The following is a 15,975-nucleotide window of genomic DNA, read 5'->3' as shown; positions in this document are numbered from 1 at the left end:
TTTAACCTCCTCTCAATTGTGTTTTACGCTGCAGCTCATCGGCAATAAGCTGAGCAACTTGATTGGCAATCTTCGTGATATCAGCTTCTTCACGGACAACATTGCCTGTGATAGTGATGTTGATGGTTGGTGTGCTACCTCCCATTGTCTGAGCGATACCACGACCAATGGCTCCGAGCGTCTTATCATTAAGCGGTAAGATAGCTTCGTTGCCTGCCTCACCACCAACCATAAGATTATTACCGTTCATGCCAAATGCCGTTGGCTTGGTCAAAATACCACCCTTGGCATACCATTCAATACCGATTTTCGGCACTCCACCTTTCAACCAATCCAAAGGGTTAGCTGAGCCAGAGATACTAAAATGTGGCAAAGGAATGTGTGGCCAACGGATTTGAAAGTTGAACAAACCCTTGATAGCGTTGATGGCATTTGAGACAGCATCTCTTGCACCGTTGATGGCATTGGAAATACTATTCTTGATACCATTCCAGATGTTAGAAACTGTACTTGATATCCCGTTCAAGATATTGCTGACGGTTCCTGAGATACCTTGCCACGTTGATGAAATGACGCTTGATATCGCTGATATGATTGAAGACACTATGGACTGCATGGCATTCCAAACAGTAGACATTGTGTTCTGAATTGTCGTCCAGACACCAGACCAATCGCCATTGATAGCTTGCATAACAGCTGTGATAATTCCTTGAACTACAGCAATTGCCGTTTGGACAACAGTCGTAATAACGTTCCAGACTGTTGAAATGATAGTCTGAATGTTAGTCCATGCAGCTTGAATGTACGGACCAAGATACTCCATTGCTGTTTGGATAACACTTGTGATGACATTGATCACTGTTCCAATGATTGCCGATATGCCTGTCCAGATTATTTCAGCTGTACTCTGGATAAGGGCTTGATTCTCATTCCACCAGGCTACCAATCCTCCAAAGATTGACATGACAAAGTCTGTGACAGTTTGGATAGCTGTACTGATTGAAGTTTGAACTGTTGTCCATACCGTATTCACAATGTCCATGATCCAAGCATGATTGGTGTCCCACCAGGCTACCAATCCTCCGAATACTGTTTGAACAACTGTATTAACAGCATTAACCACCATAGTGACTAATTCTGATAGCATGGTCCAAACACTACTAGCAGTTGTCAAAATGGTATCTTGATTGGTTGCCCACCACTCTGTCAGAATGCCCCAAACTGTCTGAACTATTGTACTGACGGTTTGAATGATTGTACCTATCACTGTGGAGATGGCATTCCAGATAGTGCTGGCTGTTTGATAAATGGTATCCTGGTTAGTAGTCCACCATTCTGTCAAAGCCCCCCAAACTGTCTGAATAACAGTAGTGATAGCTTGGATAGCATTGGAGATGAAATCTTGGATACTTGTCCAAATCTCTGTAACAGCATTCCTGAAACCTTCATTGTTTTGCCATAGCTCCTTGATTGCTACTACTAAGAGAACTATGCCGGCTATTACACCGGCAATAATCCCTATCAGTGGCAGGATCCCCACGGATAGTCCTGCTAAACCTCCCATAAGTAACTGGAATCCAGAAACTACGGCTAAAATAATTGGCAGTAGAGTACCTACAGCCACGACAAGCATTCCAATAAATACAACAACATTCTTAATTGTCGGGGATAAATTGGTAAACCAAGTTGCTACATTATTAACAATATCTGCTAATGACTGAAACACTGGAATGAGCATTTCAAGGATTGGCTGACCGATTGCAGCAAGGGCATTGGTGCCTGACTGTTTCAAGTTCCCCAAAACGTTCTCAAGCCCGTCTGATTCCCTTGCAGCCTGACCAAGTGCCCCCGAAAGTGCATTCCCGTCTTCCACCATTTGAAGAAGTGTCAGCTGTTTCTGAGCTTCAGATAGTTCATTGAAGGATTTTCCATAGAGTTTGTTAGCAGCAGCATTACGAGTAGTCTCTGTTGCTGAAATGCCTAATGCAGCATCATTCTCATAATTGCCTTTCAAAAAAGACTGAAGGTTTTCTGTGACTTCCTCTATTGACTTATCATAGAAGGCTGCCCCGTCTGCAGCTGCTCTTGTTGCTCGAGTAGTCAAATCAAGAGCGTCAGCAGTTTCCATTCCTGATGTCTTAGCAAAGGATGCCATTTGAGTAAATGAGCCTTGCAGTCGTTCAGGAACAATGTCCATCTCATCGCCAATAGCGTTTAGAGACTGTCTTGCCTGACTTTCCATATCGCCAAATACGGTACGAAATTGAGCATTGCTTGCCTGAACCTGAGCAGCTGCCTCCATGGCATCTGTGCCAACTTCAAGCAACTTATCTGAAACAGCGCTTAGTTTTTCGCTGACGTTTTGCAAGGCTTCCGCTCTTGCAATTTTTGTCATTCCCTCAAGTCCGTCCTGAGCACCGTTTGCAGCCGACTTAGTTTCATTCATCTCATCATTGAGATTATTGAGAGCTGTCTTAGCCTGGTTTAACTCAGCTTCCATCTTGTTAGCTTCCGTTGAGTTTTCACCATACTCTTTTTTGGTCAAGGACAGTTGTTTCTCAAGATTCGAGATTTGTTTTTCCACAATTTCGGATTGAGCAGCAATCTTCTTCTGAGCCAGGGCGACTTTTTCAGACTCGGAAGCGTTTTGACCGAGCTCACTCTCTTGTAGTTTGAAAGCACTAGTCACTTTATCCATTTCGGATGCTAACTGACTTTGCTCACTCTGTAGGTTGTTCAGTTGGCTGACATTAGTTTCTACAGCTTGACCATTATTGCCCAGAGCTCTATTGACATTTTCAAGCTTATTCTCATAACCCTTGAGGACATTTTGAGTAGTTTCCAGTTCACGTTGGAAAGCACGGTACTGATCAGCTCCAATATCTCCATTCTGGAATTGCTTCTCAACCTGTGCTTGAGCTTGTCTCAGAGTTTCAAGCTTCTCCTTAGTATTTGATACCTGCTGTTGTAAGACTTCCTGTTTCTGGGTCAGCAAGGTTACATTGCCAGTATCAAACTTCAAGGCCTTATCAATCTGTCTCAGTTCCTTGGTTGCTTCAGTAGCATTTTTGTTGACATCTTTCAGAGCCTTCTGCAAGGGTTGCGTGTCGCCATCGATTTCAATCTTAATCCCTTTGATGTTACTTGCCATTTATTTCCTCCTTTCTTTTGAAGATTGCCGCCCCACCCACCTCAAACGAAAAATAGCAGAGCTTACAAGCTCATCTATGACCGAAAGTCCACTTATTACAGGGAACTTGACCTTAGAATCACTCTCTCAGCACTGCTAATTTCCTAAAAGTTGTCAAAATCTTCTTGAGTAGCTTTTCTTTCGCCACCCTTGTCTTTACTGCGTAAATTCACATAATCCGTCTGATAATCAAGAGCCATTCCGATTGAAATATGCTTCAAGTCATCAATGGATAAACCTGTCTCCTTGCAACAAGAGAGATAGGATTCTACTGTAAAGATTTCATCGCTTGCAGATTCTGACGAGTCTGTTTCTTTTTTGTTTGCATACTCGCATTCAACATTTCCATCAGGTCTTGTCCGATTTCTTGGACAGGGAACTCTTCCATTTCCATGAAGAATTGAGCATAAGGCTTGATACGAGGGTTGGCAGACTTGGCAAAGGTCCAGAAAAGACGGTTGAAGAAAGTCATATCAAAGTCAGCAAGGGCCGACATATCAATGTCACTTGCTTGTAATTCCTGACCAGGTTCCAACTTATCAAGTTTAGACAAGAGTGCTTGACTATTCAGCATTGAAAATAGATCCTGGAAATAGTCCTTACCAAACTCTTCCTTGTAAGCAATCGGAGTGTAGCCATTTGTGGCCAATTCATACTCCTGATCACCAATCGGAATGATTTTACGCATGCAAGACCTCCTTATCCACCAACAGCATCTGGCTCATAAACTTTCTTGAACCAATTGTCATAGACTTCTTTTTTGTCTGCCGAAGTGACCGAGCGTTTCACTACAGTATCAAGCGGACGTGGGCTAGCATTGAAAGTCAATTCTCGCTCATTGACACTTGTACCGCTCTTTGTCTTAGAGCCAGTTGCTGGACGGCTAGCAGAACAGTAGTAGAACACATGTCGGGTCTTGTTCTTGTCCCCTGAAAATTCAAACATCAAGGCAAACGGTGTTGGCTCGGCATCGCCCTTTTCTGTCAATACACCTGTCTCGGTATCTTTAATCTCACCGAGAATTTTTGTGGCAAATTGATCAATGATGTGAGGTACTTTCCATTTACCCTCATACCCTTCATTGGCATTCATGAAGTGATAATCAATATCATCTGCTTGAATAGCACCTGATTCCCCTTTCGGTTCAAGGGTGATTTCCATTGCACCAGGGAAACGGAAAATCTCTCCGTAAGTTATCACCCCTGTCTCAGCACTGATGCTAGTAATTGGGGCAACGTGTACATTTTTCAGACCATAGGTCACTTTATTTTCCATGTCATTCCTCCTCTAGTAGAGATAGACTGTATAAGGCTTGACATAAAGCCTTTCAGTCTCAATAAAAGTTTCTTCTTGAGCTTCAAAAAAGAGCTCATGGTTAGACCATAGCTCTTCCAAACGCTCCTCCAAATCCTCATCCTTTCTCTCAAATGCCAACTCAACAACCACTGACTTAATCTCATGGTTCCTTGTATTGTCAGCAGAATTGACAATAGGATTAGATTCAAAATACACAAGGTAAGGCATATCAGGGACATTCCCCTCTTGATATGCTCGATAGGTTACAGGCAACCCCGCCTGTTCCAAAATATCTGCAAATTCTGATAGCTTCATCGACCAAGCTCCTTAATCCGTTTTTCAAAGTTTTCTTTGACCTTTTCCTCGACAGGTTTGATATGAGGTTGTGCTTTACTACGACCGCCATTCCGTAACAAATGACTGTTTTCTAGTAAGTGAGTAAGTCGGTAAGTTGGTGCAGCGTTATGGACCACATACGACCCTTTGGCGTTCTTTTTAAACCGCCAATTCCTAGCATACTTTCCATACCTTTTAGGACTAGTCACTTTCAGTTCGTCCACAGCTTCACTGGCCACATCTTCAGCAATAAGGTCAACTTCATCTTCTATCTCAGACGAATACTCAGCTAAAGCTTTAGCAATCTCATTGGCTAAGTCCTTACTCATGATAGCTTCTCCGTCAAGGTTAATTCAAGGATTTCAAGGTCAACAGGATAGGTCTTGATGATGCGGTATCTCTTCCCTTCGAATTCGGCCAATTCTTGATTGTCGTATTCAAAACTGCGAATATCAACTACTAGACTTGGACGAATACCTGCCTGATTGGCTTGGTAAAACTCTGACCTGGTAATTGACTTCTTGCGACACAGTAGAAGAGTCTTTACTTCCTCAGTGATGTTCTGTTTCAACTTGTCTTTCCTAGTGATGCTCTTTGCTATCAGAGTGATTTCATGATTCCACATTGCTTGTCACTCCTTTTGACGAAACTTGCAGATTATGTAATCGCCATTGAAGGTGACGTGGCATATCCACCCCACCCTCGTAGCGATAAGCAGCAAAATCAACCACAAACATCTCATGATCAGCTCTTTTAGAATCCAATTCAATACCGAAAGTCTGCGACAATTCAGAAATGACGGCATCAAGAATTTTCTCCAACGGCTTATCCCTGTGATTGGTTGAAATGCCTAGCTTCAGTTTAAGCAGTTCTAATAGCTGATCAGTGTCCATGACTATTCCTCTGCTTTCTTAGTGGTACGTTTCCGCTTTGGTTTATCTACTGGTTCATCAGCAGGCTTGTCACCTTCTGGAAGCTCTACTTCATCATTGGCAGTTCCATCCACTTCTGGAACCTCATCAACTGTAGTCAAAAAGATTGACCCAGCTGAATTTGAGCCAGTCAGCAAACCTTGGATGAAATCATCCGAAGGTTTGTGACCAGCACGAGGGTAGGTTTCATCCAAAGCGTAATCATGTTTATTTGGGTCTGTCAAGTCCTTGAAAGGACGGATAACTTTGTAAGCCATTGACTACCTCCTTACTGAACGGCATCGGTGTAAGTACCAAACACACCTGCATCAGCATCAGTCTTCTTAACATCAAAACGTAGGTATGAAGCAAGGTTCTTGCCGAAACGATGATTATCTTCCCACTGAACTGAGAGCTCCATACGATCAAACAATGTCAAGAAGTAATGAATATCCCCGATAAAATATTTCATATCGCCTTCTGAACCGAACAGCTCGTCAGCGATAGGATAGATAGGCTTGCCTGAGAATGAGTAGCCTGTAGGTGATGTGATGTCTGGTTGCAGCATATAGCGACCTTCTTTGTCTTTGACTTTATCCAAAGCATTGAACATTGAGTCTGTAACGACAAGGACCTTGTTGTAGACTGATTTGATTTTGACATTCAAAATGTCTTTAAGGCCGTCATATCCAGAAGCGTTGACAACGGTAGCAGTTTTCAAGATGTCTGCAACAAGGGCCAATTTTGTTTGCTCATCTTGATCTTGGATATCTTCCTGCATGATACCGATAAGGTCATATTGAGCGTCCTCAATAGCTTCACGAGAGAGTGGTAGTTCGCCACGATAAGTCTTGATTTTGTAATCAACTTCAGTGATCTTAGTTTTACCAAGTTCTGGGTTTTCTTCAAGTTCCCCAACTTCAACCATCTTACGATTAGACTTTTTGAGAACAGGATATGACCCCGAGCCGCTTGACACCTTCACCACATGGATGAGATTAAGCAACGGATTCTGACGCTCAGGTTCTTTTTGTGGTTGCAAGACTTCTTTAGGAATGATAGCACCTACATCTGTTGTCTTAACTCCCTCACGCTTCTGCCCAATAGAGCGGACATAAGCGACAACTGCTTCACGTTTTTCCATTTTCTTCTTACCTCCACGGTCTTCGCCTCCTTCATAAGTAGGGGTTTTGCGGTTTTGTTCATCGATTTGCTTTTGAAGGTCCTCAATTTCCTTCTCCAATTCAGCTTTTTCAGCTTCTTTAGATTCCAGTTCTGCTTGAAGTTCTTCAAGAGTTTTCTCAACAGCTGACACTTCTTCCTCAGTCTCAGCACGTTCCAACTTATCTGCTTCAAGAGCAGTACGTTTCTGCAAGTCCTTGATGGACTCTTCAAGTTCAACTACTTTCGTAGCTTTAGCTCGCATACGAGCACCAAAAATTAGAGCTTTATTCATAGCTTAAATTTCTCCTTTATTTCTTTTTTACGCTTATCAAGCATTTCACGATTTGCACGTAGTAGACATTCAAAGTCCTTCTGACGTGCAGCGATTTCCGTCTGTGGATATGCTGGGAAAGTACAAAGACTAACTTCAAAGATTTCAAGATCCAAGATAGTGTCCAGGTAAGAACCGTCATCACGCTCTTCTGTGTTGATTTTGATTGGGAAAAAGCCGAAACTACAACCAATCACATCCCTACGTTTAACACGAGCATAAGCACCGACCGCTTGTGGGTCATCCTTGTTGATGATAATATCGCCAAACAGACCAACATCATCAACACCGAGCCGCACTGTGTCATTTCCAGTCCGACCAAGCACCAAATTATGGTCATGGTTAAATAAAGCACGGATGTCGGCATCTTTAATAGCCTTCTCAACACCCTCACGCTTAATCACTTCAAAATAACCAGGCCAAAGTTCAGTCTCTTCATCAAACTTGATAAAGTAGCCACTCAAAATCAAATCGCCAGACTCTTGTTCCTCACGAGTTTGAAATTGTGTGGCTATGTAAGCCTTACGTTTCTGCATCGGTATTTCCTCCTTCCTTGTTTAATTTGCTCTGATTGCCTAACTCACCCTGTGGCAGATAGTTTTCAAGAACAATGATGTCATCCATTTCAGGATCAGGAGTCATGCCAACCCAATCTCTCCACTCGTTCCGACGCATAGCGGCACTGTTTGTCATCTGTTGAGCAACAGTTGACAACTCTGTAATGTCGTAAGAATAGAGCGACCGGGGATTGAACTTGAAATAACGATTGCTAGATACCAACAAATCTCTTGTCAATGTCTGAGTGATCGTCGTAGCAATGCTCATGACCGTGGTATTGACAAAGTTGTTGTATTCTTCCTTGTTGAAGTCTCCAACACCAAGGATAAAAGCTGGCACTCCCAAAAGCCCAGCCACTGTCTTCTTGTCAATCTCAACCGATTCATTCAAAGCAATGTCTTTCAAGCTTAATGGCTTGACCTGTTGCACATCAATCAAAGCTTCAGGAATTATCCAAGGAGCTCCTGCCTGGCTAGTAGAAAGATACTTCTTAGCAATTCTGTCTCGTCCTTCCTCACTTGAAAGTTCTGCATCGGATGAATCAACTTTCACAATCAGACTTGGGATATTCTTGCCATTCATGAAACCTTTTTTGGTCTGAGTAGCCAAATTCAAGTTGCCAACAATGTCCTTCAAAGCCAATCGATACCCTGTTCCGACATAAGGGCTATCTGGATCAGGGTTGATTGCAAAGTGGACAACATCATCAGGCTCGTATTCCCTACCCTTGTAGCAAATTACATAGTCTAAATCATTGGACTTAAAAGAGACCTCATCCATCGGGAAGGGCCTCAAGTTCAAAATATAGTCTGTCACAGGATCATATTCAACATGAAGGACAGAATTACCGTCACCATATAACAACAAGTCACGCACAATCTTGAAAATCCAAGTCTTCCTGGTCATGTGAGCACAAGGATTGATGTCAATCTTCCGAGCCAATCCGTCCTTGATACGAATATCACCCTTGTCTGTGTTTTCCATCAGATGTATGGTCATATTCGACACCATATCAGCAATCTTATTTACAGCTAATATCACATCAGGATTCCTAGCCAAAGGCACATAACCATCACCCTCAAAGATGATTCCAAAATCCGAATGACTAAGCATACTCACAGTTGACTGCGGCTTACTCCTCTTACGTAACCTATCAAAGAAACCCATTCTTTCTCACCTCCTTTCTAACCTAATCAAAGAATTGCATCACATTCTGGTTCTTGCCAAGATTAGCAAGAGCCTGAATGCAAGCAAAGACGCTTGCATCAAACAAGTCAATCCTTGCCGTACCACCGTCACCGTCTAATTTTTCGTATTGCACCGCATCGTCCACCTTCTCAATCGCTCTGACATTGCTGACACAGTATTCATAGGCCTCAGAATGCAGATAATAAAACTCCTTGTTCTTGACCTTAAACTCAATCCGTCTGAACCCTTCTGATTTCAGATAGAAAAGCTGTGGCTGGTCAATCATCTTGAATTTAGCCTTTTTCATTTTGCTCAAAAACTCACGACCAAACTTTCTATCCATACCGACAGCAGCAATCTTGAAGCCTTTCTGTCTCATCTCGATAAACCATTTGACGATATCATCATAAAGCACCGTTGGAGTGTTGCTCATTGTCAACCAACCGTCCGACTGCCAACCAAAAAGCGGTATGCCGTCATCATTGGCTTTCTTCTGAGCGTTGACACGAGGGAAGAAAGCGTGAGTAATACAGATGTCAATGTCTTTCTCACCGTCATTGTAGATGCCGTAGAGTGCAGCAGCGGTCAAGTCATGCAAGCGGGACAAGTCCGCCCCACCGTACCACTTAATCGGCAAGCGTGCCAGCTCTTCCAAGCTCCAATCATAACAATCGTCACTAGCAATGAACTCATCAGGATTGAAATAAGCATTCATAGAGTTAGTAAAGACATTCAAAGTCTTGTTGAAAAACTCATTCCTTGTCTGTGGATCATTCATGGCTTGTTCAGCCTCAGCTCTCAAAGCAGGCATGGACACCGTGACACCCCAGGACGGATTGGCCATCTTCAAAACATTGTCATCCAGATAGTCTCCAACATCGCCATCAGTCGTCTGATTAGCTTTGCAGATGAAAATGAACAACGATTCATCGCTGATTAACTGCTTGAGGACCTTCTGACAGTATTTCAGCCTGTTAGCAAGGAATCCTGTTGGAATATCCCCAGCCGTAGAGATAACAAAAAGCATACTGTTACGGTATGCCGACATTGTTTTCTTCATGAGACCATACTTTTTGGAGTTTCGCATGGTATGAGCTTCGTCAATAACAGTAACATTCCCATTCAGAGAGTCTAAACGGCTCTCATCATTGGCCAATGCCTGTATATAAAACGAACCATCATCTCCAAAATTTGCTGTGATAGAGTGTTCCTGGTTGTTGTCCTTGATACGGATAGACTTATCATTCCAACGTTCCACATTGAACTTGATGAAGTTGAAAGCTTCAAGTGCCTGCTTGACTGAATTTGCCACAATGTAGCATTTTGAACCACTATCAGCATCCAAAATCTGATAAAGCAGAGCAATAGCAGCAGTAAAACTGGTCTTACCGTTTTTCCGTGCCAGCATTATCAACGCTTCCTTGAACCTACGCTCATTTGTCCCAGCGTGATAGAACCCAAAGAGATTAACAACCGTGAAATGTTGCCACGGTTGCAAAATCAAAGGCTTGTTACGGATAGACATGGCAAACATATCATCTCCTTGCTGATGAACAATTGAGTTCTCGATGAAGTGAACAGCAAAATCCACGATATCCTCATCAAGTTCATAGGCTGGATTTTCCAAATCCCTCAAAAAGCGTTCAGCAGCCAAAATCCGTTCTTCGTTATGTTCCTCTTGATAGCTCAGGACATAATCAACATAGGCTTTAGCTTTTCCAAGATTGGTTGTAGCGTGGCGAAAATCGGAAAAACGTTTTTCAAAGTCTTTATCCATCTTTCACCCGCTTCTTTTTCAATTCATTCTTGAACTTCATAACCTCTGTGAGTGGTGAGCCTTTGTCCTGCTCGACCACCTCACCCAGTGATTTTGGGTTAAGCATAAGTTGATTCGAATAGCTCAAGATGTCTTTCCTGAGTATTTCCATTGCAGTCAAGATTGGAACTTTCCTCTCATTCTCAGCACCAGCCTTGTTAACATAGACATCTGTGACAGGATAGCCCATATCAGCATAGTCTTGAGCTAGTTTCTGGTACTGAAACAACATTCCAGCAAATATATCAATGATCATTTCAAATTCTTTTCGATAGGTGCCCAAGTCTTTCATCTGCTTGACCACTTTTGACTTGATTGATTTCACTGTAATTGGTTTAGCCAAAAACTAACCCCCTTTCTACAAAATCGCTGAGTTTTTACCCCCTTTTTGTCTGACGGCTCCCGACTTGGAAAAAGTTCCCTTCACCGGTTCCCAGGACGCTCAAGAATATTTCAAAAAGTGGGGGGGTATCCATAAAATTTTTGAAATTCCTTCTTTCTCTTTTTTTGCCAATAAATTCCCTGACCGACAACTCTGTCATTAACTCTATCATGAAATGTATTATGTTTTCGATTGGTCAACGCTAAACAATTCCATTCTACAAACTCAAGCTCAGGATATTCAGACACAGGAAAGATGTGATGAATCATTTCAGCTGGCACCGACAAACCGTATCTCAAACTTTCTTGACACAGGTAGTCAGACTTCCTCATCATCTTGTCTCGAAACTTTTCCCACTTCTTTGTCTTCAAGGATTGTCTGACTGGCTTGTAATATTGTGCCATACGTTCCTCCTTGTCAATGCAAAAAGGACAAGTCAACGACCTGTCCCTCTTACTCATGTTACCAATATATCAGGTTCGCTTTGTCAATTCTATATGTTTTTTTGACAAGATGAACTGTTTTCCTTAAATCCCTGTCCCCACTTAACTAGAATACCAGTAGATATGCAATCAATCGGTCTATCAATAGTGACACGAGAATAACCTAATATTTCAAATGGCACATACGGGTTATTTAAAATATCTAGGTTTAATTGTGCTACTGCATCTTCATTAAGGTATTTATCACGATATTCTTTTATCATTGTCTGTCCTTTCAAATTATGTAAAGTAACCTTGCTGAACTATCTATATCTTATATTTTATCCAATTATGTTTCATGCCAAAAAATCAATCAAAACAAGGCTTTGGACAACCTCCTAAAAATAAACTAGAAACTTCCTCGTTATAGATAGTTGAAATAAGGCAAAAAAATATTAGAGACTAAAATTACTCATCTTAGTGTCAAGTTCATCTTGTCTTACACAGATATAAATTAGCGTAACTGCTGGGCTAGAATGATTGAACAATGACATCAAGTCGGCAACATTTTTGTACTTCTTGTAGTAATGATAGCCAAATGTTTTTCGCATGGTATGAGTGCCGACATTATCAATGCCTAAGTCTTCAGCTGCTGTTTTCAAAAACCAATATACTGTCTTGTAACTGAGGGCTTTATTCTTACCAACTCGACTTTGAAATAGATACTCATGCAGGGCTCTATCTTTTACGAATTCCCTTAATTCATTTTTGAGTGGCCTTGTCATCTTGATGCTCTTATATTTTCCAGTCTTCTGTTCCCTAATTTTAATATGCCAGCCTTGAACATCTTTAACCTTCAATTTCAGAATATCTCCAACACGGAAGCCAGTGTTGATTCCCAAAAGAAATAGCATGTAATACTTTTCATTCCAAGATAAGAGGTAATCTTTCATAGCTTGGATATCTTCTTTATCTCTCAGCGGTTCAACAATATTCATCGCTTTGCTCCTTTCGTAAAAAAATAAAGCACCAAGGATTTCTCGGTGCTTAGCGACACTATCAATCTATCAGATTGTTTCTGTCAATTCTATATATTTTTTTGACAAGTTACATGAATAATAGTTTCGCAAGAGTGTCAAGAATGACTTCTCGTCTTCTGTAGATTTGCTTGCTGTGTCTATATAAATAACCAGTCTCTCCATTCTGCATGATGTGCCAAATTTGAATCCAGTCATATCCTGTATGCTCTCCCCACCTCAAGTGGAATATTTTCTTATCATCAGGTTCCAGCACGTCCAATAATTTTGAAATAACTCTCTGAAATTCTTCAAGCCTTAGAATCATTGGATCACTAGCGTAAGCAATGGCTAGGTTCTCGGATGTATTGCATGAAGTCCCACTTCTACTTGCTCCTGAATCGTCTATGTCTGGTATTGTTAAGTTCTTAACCGCATATAGCCTTTCTAATTCGTGACGACGCTGTCCGATAAGTTTATCAATCTTAAGATACTTGGCTTCAAGTTCAAACTCAAGAAAATCACGTCTAGTCTTGATTGCTGTCTTCTTTGTCAAGTCGTTCCTCCATTATCATACTCAAAACAGAATTAATCTCATCCACGGCTTTTATTATGACTGGAGCGATTATCTCAGCCATATTTGTGATACACTGGTTGATAAAATCTATCGCACCATCTAGTTGTTCGGGACTTAATTTGGCCAGTTCCTGTTCTAACTGTTCCAGTTCCCGCTGTCGTGCCTGCTTAGCTTTTTTCTTCTTGATTCTTTTGTTCATGTTTCTGGTAAGTCTCCCATGCTCCCATGATGATAGCGATTAGCACGACAAGTAGAAATGCAATCACAATCATTGCTGCTAAAAATTTAATAATTTCAAGTAAAATCATAAACATTACTCCTTATTCGTAATCACATCGCCTTGGGTAATAACTTCGACCCACCCATGCTCCAAGCGTGCTTCAGCTTCTTTCATCCGAATCAAATTATCCGAAATAGAGTTATTCAATTCAGCATTGGCTTTTGCTTGCCCTTGAGCCTTAATGACTTCAGCATCTGCATCAGCTTGAGCTTGGATTTTCTTAGTTTCTGCTTCGATTTTAACTTTCTCTTGATCCTGCTTAGCTGAATCTACTTGTTTCTGCTTAACGGATTCATCCTTGATAGCTTTTTCTATTTCATCGCCTGCATCTTGGTCAGTGATAGTGAAAGACACAAACTCCAAGTTGTCAGCTGCGAACCGTTCTTTTAGCTTCTGGTCAATCTTGCCATAAACTTCTGTACGCTTAGACCCTAGTACTTCGTAAATATCATACTCACCTGTCACGGATTCAATGGCCCGTTGTACAGCTGGAGCGACAACGCTGTTACTCACGTTTTCTAGATCTGTGTAGTTGGTAAATACAGTCATAGCCTCTGCCTTGTTGACCTTGTATTTAACATCAATATTGGTATTCAACCACTGACCATCCTTGGTCTGTGTCGTAATAGCTTCCATGGTCTTGGTCTGAACTGATGTCGGTAATTTATACACCTTATCAGCAAATGGGACTTTTAGATGGTATCCAGTTTGTAAAGTCTTTTCTTGTACACCATTAAAAGCAGAGACTTTGACACCGACTGTATTAGCTGGAATTTTTACAACCGCAGTCAATCTAAAAAATACTGCAAAAATAATAAGTCCAATAATTGTAGCACCCACTGCTACCTGACGTTTTGTTACTTGATATTCATTTTCGTACATTGTTTTATTCCTCCGTTACTATTTACTTTTCCATTTTCTTTTGTTTGCCCGTTCCTTGAGTAACTGGACTACATCTATTTCAACCTTGCATCCATAGTCTGGTAATAATCTAATTCCATTAAAACTCATTTAATTCCTCCTGTAATTTTTTTATTGTGGTTTCTGCATAAGTCCATGCCGTGAAATCTGTTGGAACATCTGTCACAGAGTAGCTTGTCGCAAGTAAGAAACCTTGGTTGCTGATTTTTAAATAAATTGAAACTTCGATAGAATGTTATTCCTGTCTGACCAAGTATAAAATCACACAACTTTGTTGCTCTTCTCTTGTAGCATTCATGGCATATATCATGTTTCGGTATGAATTGGACAACGTTGGTCGTCATTTTCTGCCTCCTATTTTTCGAAAAACATACCTATCATGCTGATAATAAGTAACCAAATACAGGTTAAAAACGCTATTAGCCCAGATAGGATGATGAGATTAAATAAAAAGTCTAATATCGGCCACTCCATCACTCCACCTCTTTTTTAGGTAGATAGTTGTACATACCGTACCTCGACCATGGTATAAATCTATGCTCTCCCTCTAAAGGGTAAAACATAGCTTCATGCCCAACTCTTTCTTCTTCAAAATCTTCATACTGTTCATCGCTAACCCAATAACGTGTGTAAACATCGGGATATTCTGGATACCAACGCATACCACAACAAGAACAAAAGTCCGTATATTCAGGTTTTTGGCTCAGAATTTCATCTAATCGTGCCACAGCTTTTACTTCTTCTGTAGCCTCAATAATGATTTCAGACGCTACATTTTCATCCGTTACATAGTACCCACCAGAATTATTCTGATTAAAAACATAAAAATAAGTATGCGATGTTGCCATTTGTCCATCTCCTTAATCTACTTCTTTCCTAAACTGCCATGCCCAATCAAAATCCTCTTTGATTTCGGATTCGGTGAGTTTTGTTAAATCCGAAAAATAGTATGCTTTTCTGCCCATTCGGGTCATTCTAAGACCCATGGTCTCCGTTCTTACTAGTCCGTAAATCCTATTCCCTTCCCCGTTTGGATTTGGGAAAATAACATGATACTTTTTCATCACTCCACCTCTACAACCTTCACACCGTCACAATCAAACACCCAACCAAATCCTGCTGCTTCAATTTGACCTTTGGTGAAACGATATTTAAATCTATTGACATCATTTCCACAAAAGAACCAATTTTTTCCTTGTTTTACCAAATACTGCTTTTGGTTTTTGTAATTGCTGGTACCTGGCACGATGACTTCGTATAACCGCTCCTTCTCGACCTCATAGCCGAGAATCCAAGCTTTAGCAAAGGTTTCTTGGTTCTCATAAATCCATTCTTCCACGCCTGTTTCTGCATTGTTTACCCTTGTGTATCTCATAGAATGATCTAAATCTAGATTACTTTGTTTGCAGTATTCAATCCACGTTGCCACAACCTTCGGCACCACAACCTTCTGCGGTTCGTGGATTTGGGAGACCAGCTCAATAGTTCGTTTACGGCTCAAATACACATTTTCATCATCTCCGAAAATTATTTCTCGAGATTTGCTCATTAATTCTTTAATTACTTCATGCTTATTCATCTGTTTCC

Annotated in this window: 22 protein-coding genes and 2 pseudogenes; all 24 read right to left on the bottom strand. The window is 41.1% G+C overall.

Annotated features, from left to right (window positions below; all coding sequences use genetic code 11):
* Position 1 precedes the first annotated feature (1 nt).
* A pseudogene (locus ACHBIF_RS04250) lies at positions 2-988 on the bottom strand (phage tail tape measure protein); the annotation flags it as partial.
* Positions 989-2,433: 1,445 nt separating this feature from the next.
* Positions 2,434-3,151: pseudogene (locus ACHBIF_RS04245) on the bottom strand (phage tail tape measure protein); the annotation flags it as partial.
* Between the two features lie 307 nt (positions 3,152-3,458).
* A complete protein-coding gene (locus ACHBIF_RS04240) occupies positions 3,459-3,878 on the bottom strand; it encodes a hypothetical protein (protein ID WP_024402336.1) in 420 nt (139 codons plus the stop codon).
* Positions 3,879-3,889: 11 nt separating this feature from the next.
* Complete coding sequence (locus tag ACHBIF_RS04235) at positions 3,890-4,465, bottom strand: major tail protein (RefSeq protein WP_394718897.1); 576 nt, start codon at positions 4,463-4,465, stop codon at positions 3,890-3,892.
* A 12-nt stretch (positions 4,466-4,477) separates the two neighbouring features.
* Positions 4,478-4,801, bottom strand: a complete 324-nt coding sequence (locus ACHBIF_RS04230; RefSeq protein WP_024402334.1) for a hypothetical protein — start codon at positions 4,799-4,801, stop codon at positions 4,478-4,480.
* On the bottom strand, positions 4,798-5,151 hold the full coding sequence (locus ACHBIF_RS04225) for an HK97 gp10 family phage protein (protein ID WP_024390627.1): 354 nt from the start codon (positions 5,149-5,151) through the stop codon (positions 4,798-4,800). The genes ACHBIF_RS04230 and ACHBIF_RS04225 overlap by 4 nt, the downstream gene beginning before the upstream one ends.
* On the bottom strand, positions 5,148-5,447 hold the full coding sequence (locus ACHBIF_RS04220) for a phage head closure protein (protein ID WP_394718894.1): 300 nt from the start codon (positions 5,445-5,447) through the stop codon (positions 5,148-5,150). The genes ACHBIF_RS04225 and ACHBIF_RS04220 overlap by 4 nt, the downstream gene beginning before the upstream one ends.
* On the bottom strand, positions 5,434-5,715 hold the full coding sequence (locus ACHBIF_RS04215) for a hypothetical protein (protein ID WP_394718892.1): 282 nt from the start codon (positions 5,713-5,715) through the stop codon (positions 5,434-5,436). The genes ACHBIF_RS04220 and ACHBIF_RS04215 overlap by 14 nt, the downstream gene beginning before the upstream one ends.
* A gap of 2 nt (positions 5,716-5,717) precedes the next feature.
* Entirely contained in the window at positions 5,718-6,011 is a 294-nt protein-coding gene (locus ACHBIF_RS04210) for a hypothetical protein (protein WP_394718890.1), read from the bottom strand.
* 11 nt (positions 6,012-6,022) lie between these two features.
* Positions 6,023-7,189, bottom strand: a complete 1,167-nt coding sequence (locus ACHBIF_RS04205; RefSeq protein WP_394718888.1) for a phage major capsid protein — start codon at positions 7,187-7,189, stop codon at positions 6,023-6,025.
* A complete protein-coding gene (locus ACHBIF_RS04200) occupies positions 7,186-7,764 on the bottom strand; it encodes an HK97 family phage prohead protease (protein ID WP_394718886.1) in 579 nt (192 codons plus the stop codon). The genes ACHBIF_RS04205 and ACHBIF_RS04200 overlap by 4 nt, the downstream gene beginning before the upstream one ends.
* Positions 7,751-8,953 (bottom strand): phage portal protein, encoded by a 1,203-nt coding sequence (locus ACHBIF_RS04195; RefSeq protein ID WP_394718884.1) that lies wholly within the window; start codon positions 8,951-8,953, stop codon positions 7,751-7,753. Before ACHBIF_RS04195 ends, ACHBIF_RS04200 begins: the two co-directional genes overlap by 14 nt.
* A 22-nt stretch (positions 8,954-8,975) precedes the next feature.
* Positions 8,976-10,751 (bottom strand): terminase large subunit, encoded by a 1,776-nt coding sequence (locus ACHBIF_RS04190; RefSeq protein ID WP_394718882.1) that lies wholly within the window; start codon positions 10,749-10,751, stop codon positions 8,976-8,978.
* A complete protein-coding gene (locus tag ACHBIF_RS04185) occupies positions 10,744-11,133 on the bottom strand; it encodes a P27 family phage terminase small subunit (RefSeq protein WP_044675115.1) in 390 nt (129 codons plus the stop codon). Before ACHBIF_RS04185 ends, ACHBIF_RS04190 begins: the two co-directional genes overlap by 8 nt.
* A gap of 110 nt (positions 11,134-11,243) precedes the next feature.
* On the bottom strand, positions 11,244-11,576 hold the full coding sequence (locus ACHBIF_RS04180; protein ID WP_394718880.1) for an HNH endonuclease: 333 nt from the start codon (positions 11,574-11,576) through the stop codon (positions 11,244-11,246).
* A gap of 89 nt (positions 11,577-11,665) precedes the next feature.
* A complete protein-coding gene (locus tag ACHBIF_RS04175; RefSeq protein ID WP_394718878.1) occupies positions 11,666-11,878 on the bottom strand; it encodes a hypothetical protein in 213 nt (70 codons plus the stop codon).
* Between the two features lie 171 nt (positions 11,879-12,049).
* Positions 12,050-12,592, bottom strand: coding sequence for a site-specific integrase (locus tag ACHBIF_RS04170; protein WP_394718876.1), 543 nt, complete (start codon positions 12,590-12,592; stop codon positions 12,050-12,052).
* A 109-nt stretch (positions 12,593-12,701) separates the two neighbouring features.
* Entirely contained in the window at positions 12,702-13,166 is a 465-nt protein-coding gene (locus ACHBIF_RS04165; RefSeq protein WP_394718874.1) for a hypothetical protein, read from the bottom strand.
* The gene (locus ACHBIF_RS04160; protein WP_394718872.1) at positions 13,138-13,386 is read right to left on the bottom strand and encodes a hypothetical protein; all 249 of its coding nucleotides are present in this window, start codon (positions 13,384-13,386) and stop codon (positions 13,138-13,140) included. The genes ACHBIF_RS04165 and ACHBIF_RS04160 overlap by 29 nt, the downstream gene beginning before the upstream one ends.
* Positions 13,355-13,495 carry a hypothetical protein gene (locus tag ACHBIF_RS04155; protein ID WP_394718870.1) on the bottom strand — a complete coding sequence of 47 codons (141 nt, stop codon included), beginning with the start codon at positions 13,493-13,495 and terminating at the stop codon, positions 13,355-13,357. The genes ACHBIF_RS04160 and ACHBIF_RS04155 overlap by 32 nt, the downstream gene beginning before the upstream one ends.
* A gap of 5 nt (positions 13,496-13,500) precedes the next feature.
* Entirely contained in the window at positions 13,501-14,349 is an 849-nt protein-coding gene (locus ACHBIF_RS04150; RefSeq protein WP_394718868.1) for an SPFH domain-containing protein, read from the bottom strand.
* A gap of 512 nt (positions 14,350-14,861) precedes the next feature.
* Entirely contained in the window at positions 14,862-15,236 is a 375-nt protein-coding gene (locus ACHBIF_RS04145; protein WP_394718866.1) for a hypothetical protein, read from the bottom strand.
* A gap of 12 nt (positions 15,237-15,248) precedes the next feature.
* On the bottom strand, positions 15,249-15,452 hold the full coding sequence (locus ACHBIF_RS04140; protein ID WP_394718864.1) for a DUF1642 domain-containing protein: 204 nt from the start codon (positions 15,450-15,452) through the stop codon (positions 15,249-15,251).
* Positions 15,452-15,967 (bottom strand): DUF1642 domain-containing protein, encoded by a 516-nt coding sequence (locus ACHBIF_RS04135; protein ID WP_394718862.1) that lies wholly within the window; start codon positions 15,965-15,967, stop codon positions 15,452-15,454. The genes ACHBIF_RS04140 and ACHBIF_RS04135 overlap by 1 nt, the downstream gene beginning before the upstream one ends.
* Between the last annotated feature and the right edge of the window lie 8 nt (positions 15,968-15,975).

This window comes from Streptococcus sp. A11 (assembly GCF_043674225.1).
GTDB lineage: Bacteria > Bacillota > Bacilli > Lactobacillales > Streptococcaceae > Streptococcus > Streptococcus suis_V.
Note: the sequence above shows the minus strand (reverse complement) of the source record. Positions and strands in the feature narration are given on the sequence as shown.

Excerpts from the sequence above, each read along its gene's own strand:
- ACHBIF_RS04190 (WP_394718882.1), bottom strand. The coding sequence starts at position 10,751 with ATGGATAAAGACTTTGAAAAACGTTTTTCCGATTTTCGCCACGCTACA.
- ACHBIF_RS04205 (WP_394718888.1), bottom strand. The coding sequence starts at position 7,189 with ATGAATAAAGCTCTAATTTTTGGTGCTCGTATGCGAGCTAAAGCTACG.
- ACHBIF_RS04230 (WP_024402334.1), bottom strand. The coding sequence starts at position 4,801 with ATGAAGCTATCAGAATTTGCAGATATTTTGGAACAGGCGGGGTTGCCT.
- ACHBIF_RS04195 (WP_394718884.1), bottom strand. The coding sequence starts at position 8,953 with ATGGGTTTCTTTGATAGGTTACGTAAGAGGAGTAAGCCGCAGTCAACT.
- ACHBIF_RS04140 (WP_394718864.1), bottom strand. The coding sequence starts at position 15,452 with ATGAAAAAGTATCATGTTATTTTCCCAAATCCAAACGGGGAAGGGAAT.
- ACHBIF_RS04145 (WP_394718866.1), bottom strand. The coding sequence starts at position 15,236 with ATGGCAACATCGCATACTTATTTTTATGTTTTTAATCAGAATAATTCT.
- ACHBIF_RS04240 (WP_024402336.1), bottom strand. The coding sequence starts at position 3,878 with ATGCGTAAAATCATTCCGATTGGTGATCAGGAGTATGAATTGGCCACA.
- ACHBIF_RS04220 (WP_394718894.1), bottom strand. The coding sequence starts at position 5,447 with ATGTGGAATCATGAAATCACTCTGATAGCAAAGAGCATCACTAGGAAA.
- ACHBIF_RS04160 (WP_394718872.1), bottom strand. The coding sequence starts at position 13,386 with ATGAACAAAAGAATCAAGAAGAAAAAAGCTAAGCAGGCACGACAGCGG.
- ACHBIF_RS04175 (WP_394718878.1), bottom strand. The coding sequence starts at position 11,878 with ATGATAAAAGAATATCGTGATAAATACCTTAATGAAGATGCAGTAGCA.
- ACHBIF_RS04200 (WP_394718886.1), bottom strand. The coding sequence starts at position 7,764 with ATGCAGAAACGTAAGGCTTACATAGCCACACAATTTCAAACTCGTGAG.
- ACHBIF_RS04170 (WP_394718876.1), bottom strand. The coding sequence starts at position 12,592 with ATGAATATTGTTGAACCGCTGAGAGATAAAGAAGATATCCAAGCTATG.
- ACHBIF_RS04210 (WP_394718890.1), bottom strand. The coding sequence starts at position 6,011 with ATGGCTTACAAAGTTATCCGTCCTTTCAAGGACTTGACAGACCCAAAT.
- ACHBIF_RS04215 (WP_394718892.1), bottom strand. The coding sequence starts at position 5,715 with ATGGACACTGATCAGCTATTAGAACTGCTTAAACTGAAGCTAGGCATT.
- ACHBIF_RS04155 (WP_394718870.1), bottom strand. The coding sequence starts at position 13,495 with ATGATTTTACTTGAAATTATTAAATTTTTAGCAGCAATGATTGTGATT.
- ACHBIF_RS04235 (WP_394718897.1), bottom strand. The coding sequence starts at position 4,465 with ATGGAAAATAAAGTGACCTATGGTCTGAAAAATGTACACGTTGCCCCA.
- ACHBIF_RS04225 (WP_024390627.1), bottom strand. The coding sequence starts at position 5,151 with ATGAGTAAGGACTTAGCCAATGAGATTGCTAAAGCTTTAGCTGAGTAT.
- ACHBIF_RS04135 (WP_394718862.1), bottom strand. The coding sequence starts at position 15,967 with ATGAATAAGCATGAAGTAATTAAAGAATTAATGAGCAAATCTCGAGAA.
- ACHBIF_RS04150 (WP_394718868.1), bottom strand. The coding sequence starts at position 14,349 with ATGTACGAAAATGAATATCAAGTAACAAAACGTCAGGTAGCAGTGGGT.
- ACHBIF_RS04180 (WP_394718880.1), bottom strand. The coding sequence starts at position 11,576 with ATGGCACAATATTACAAGCCAGTCAGACAATCCTTGAAGACAAAGAAG.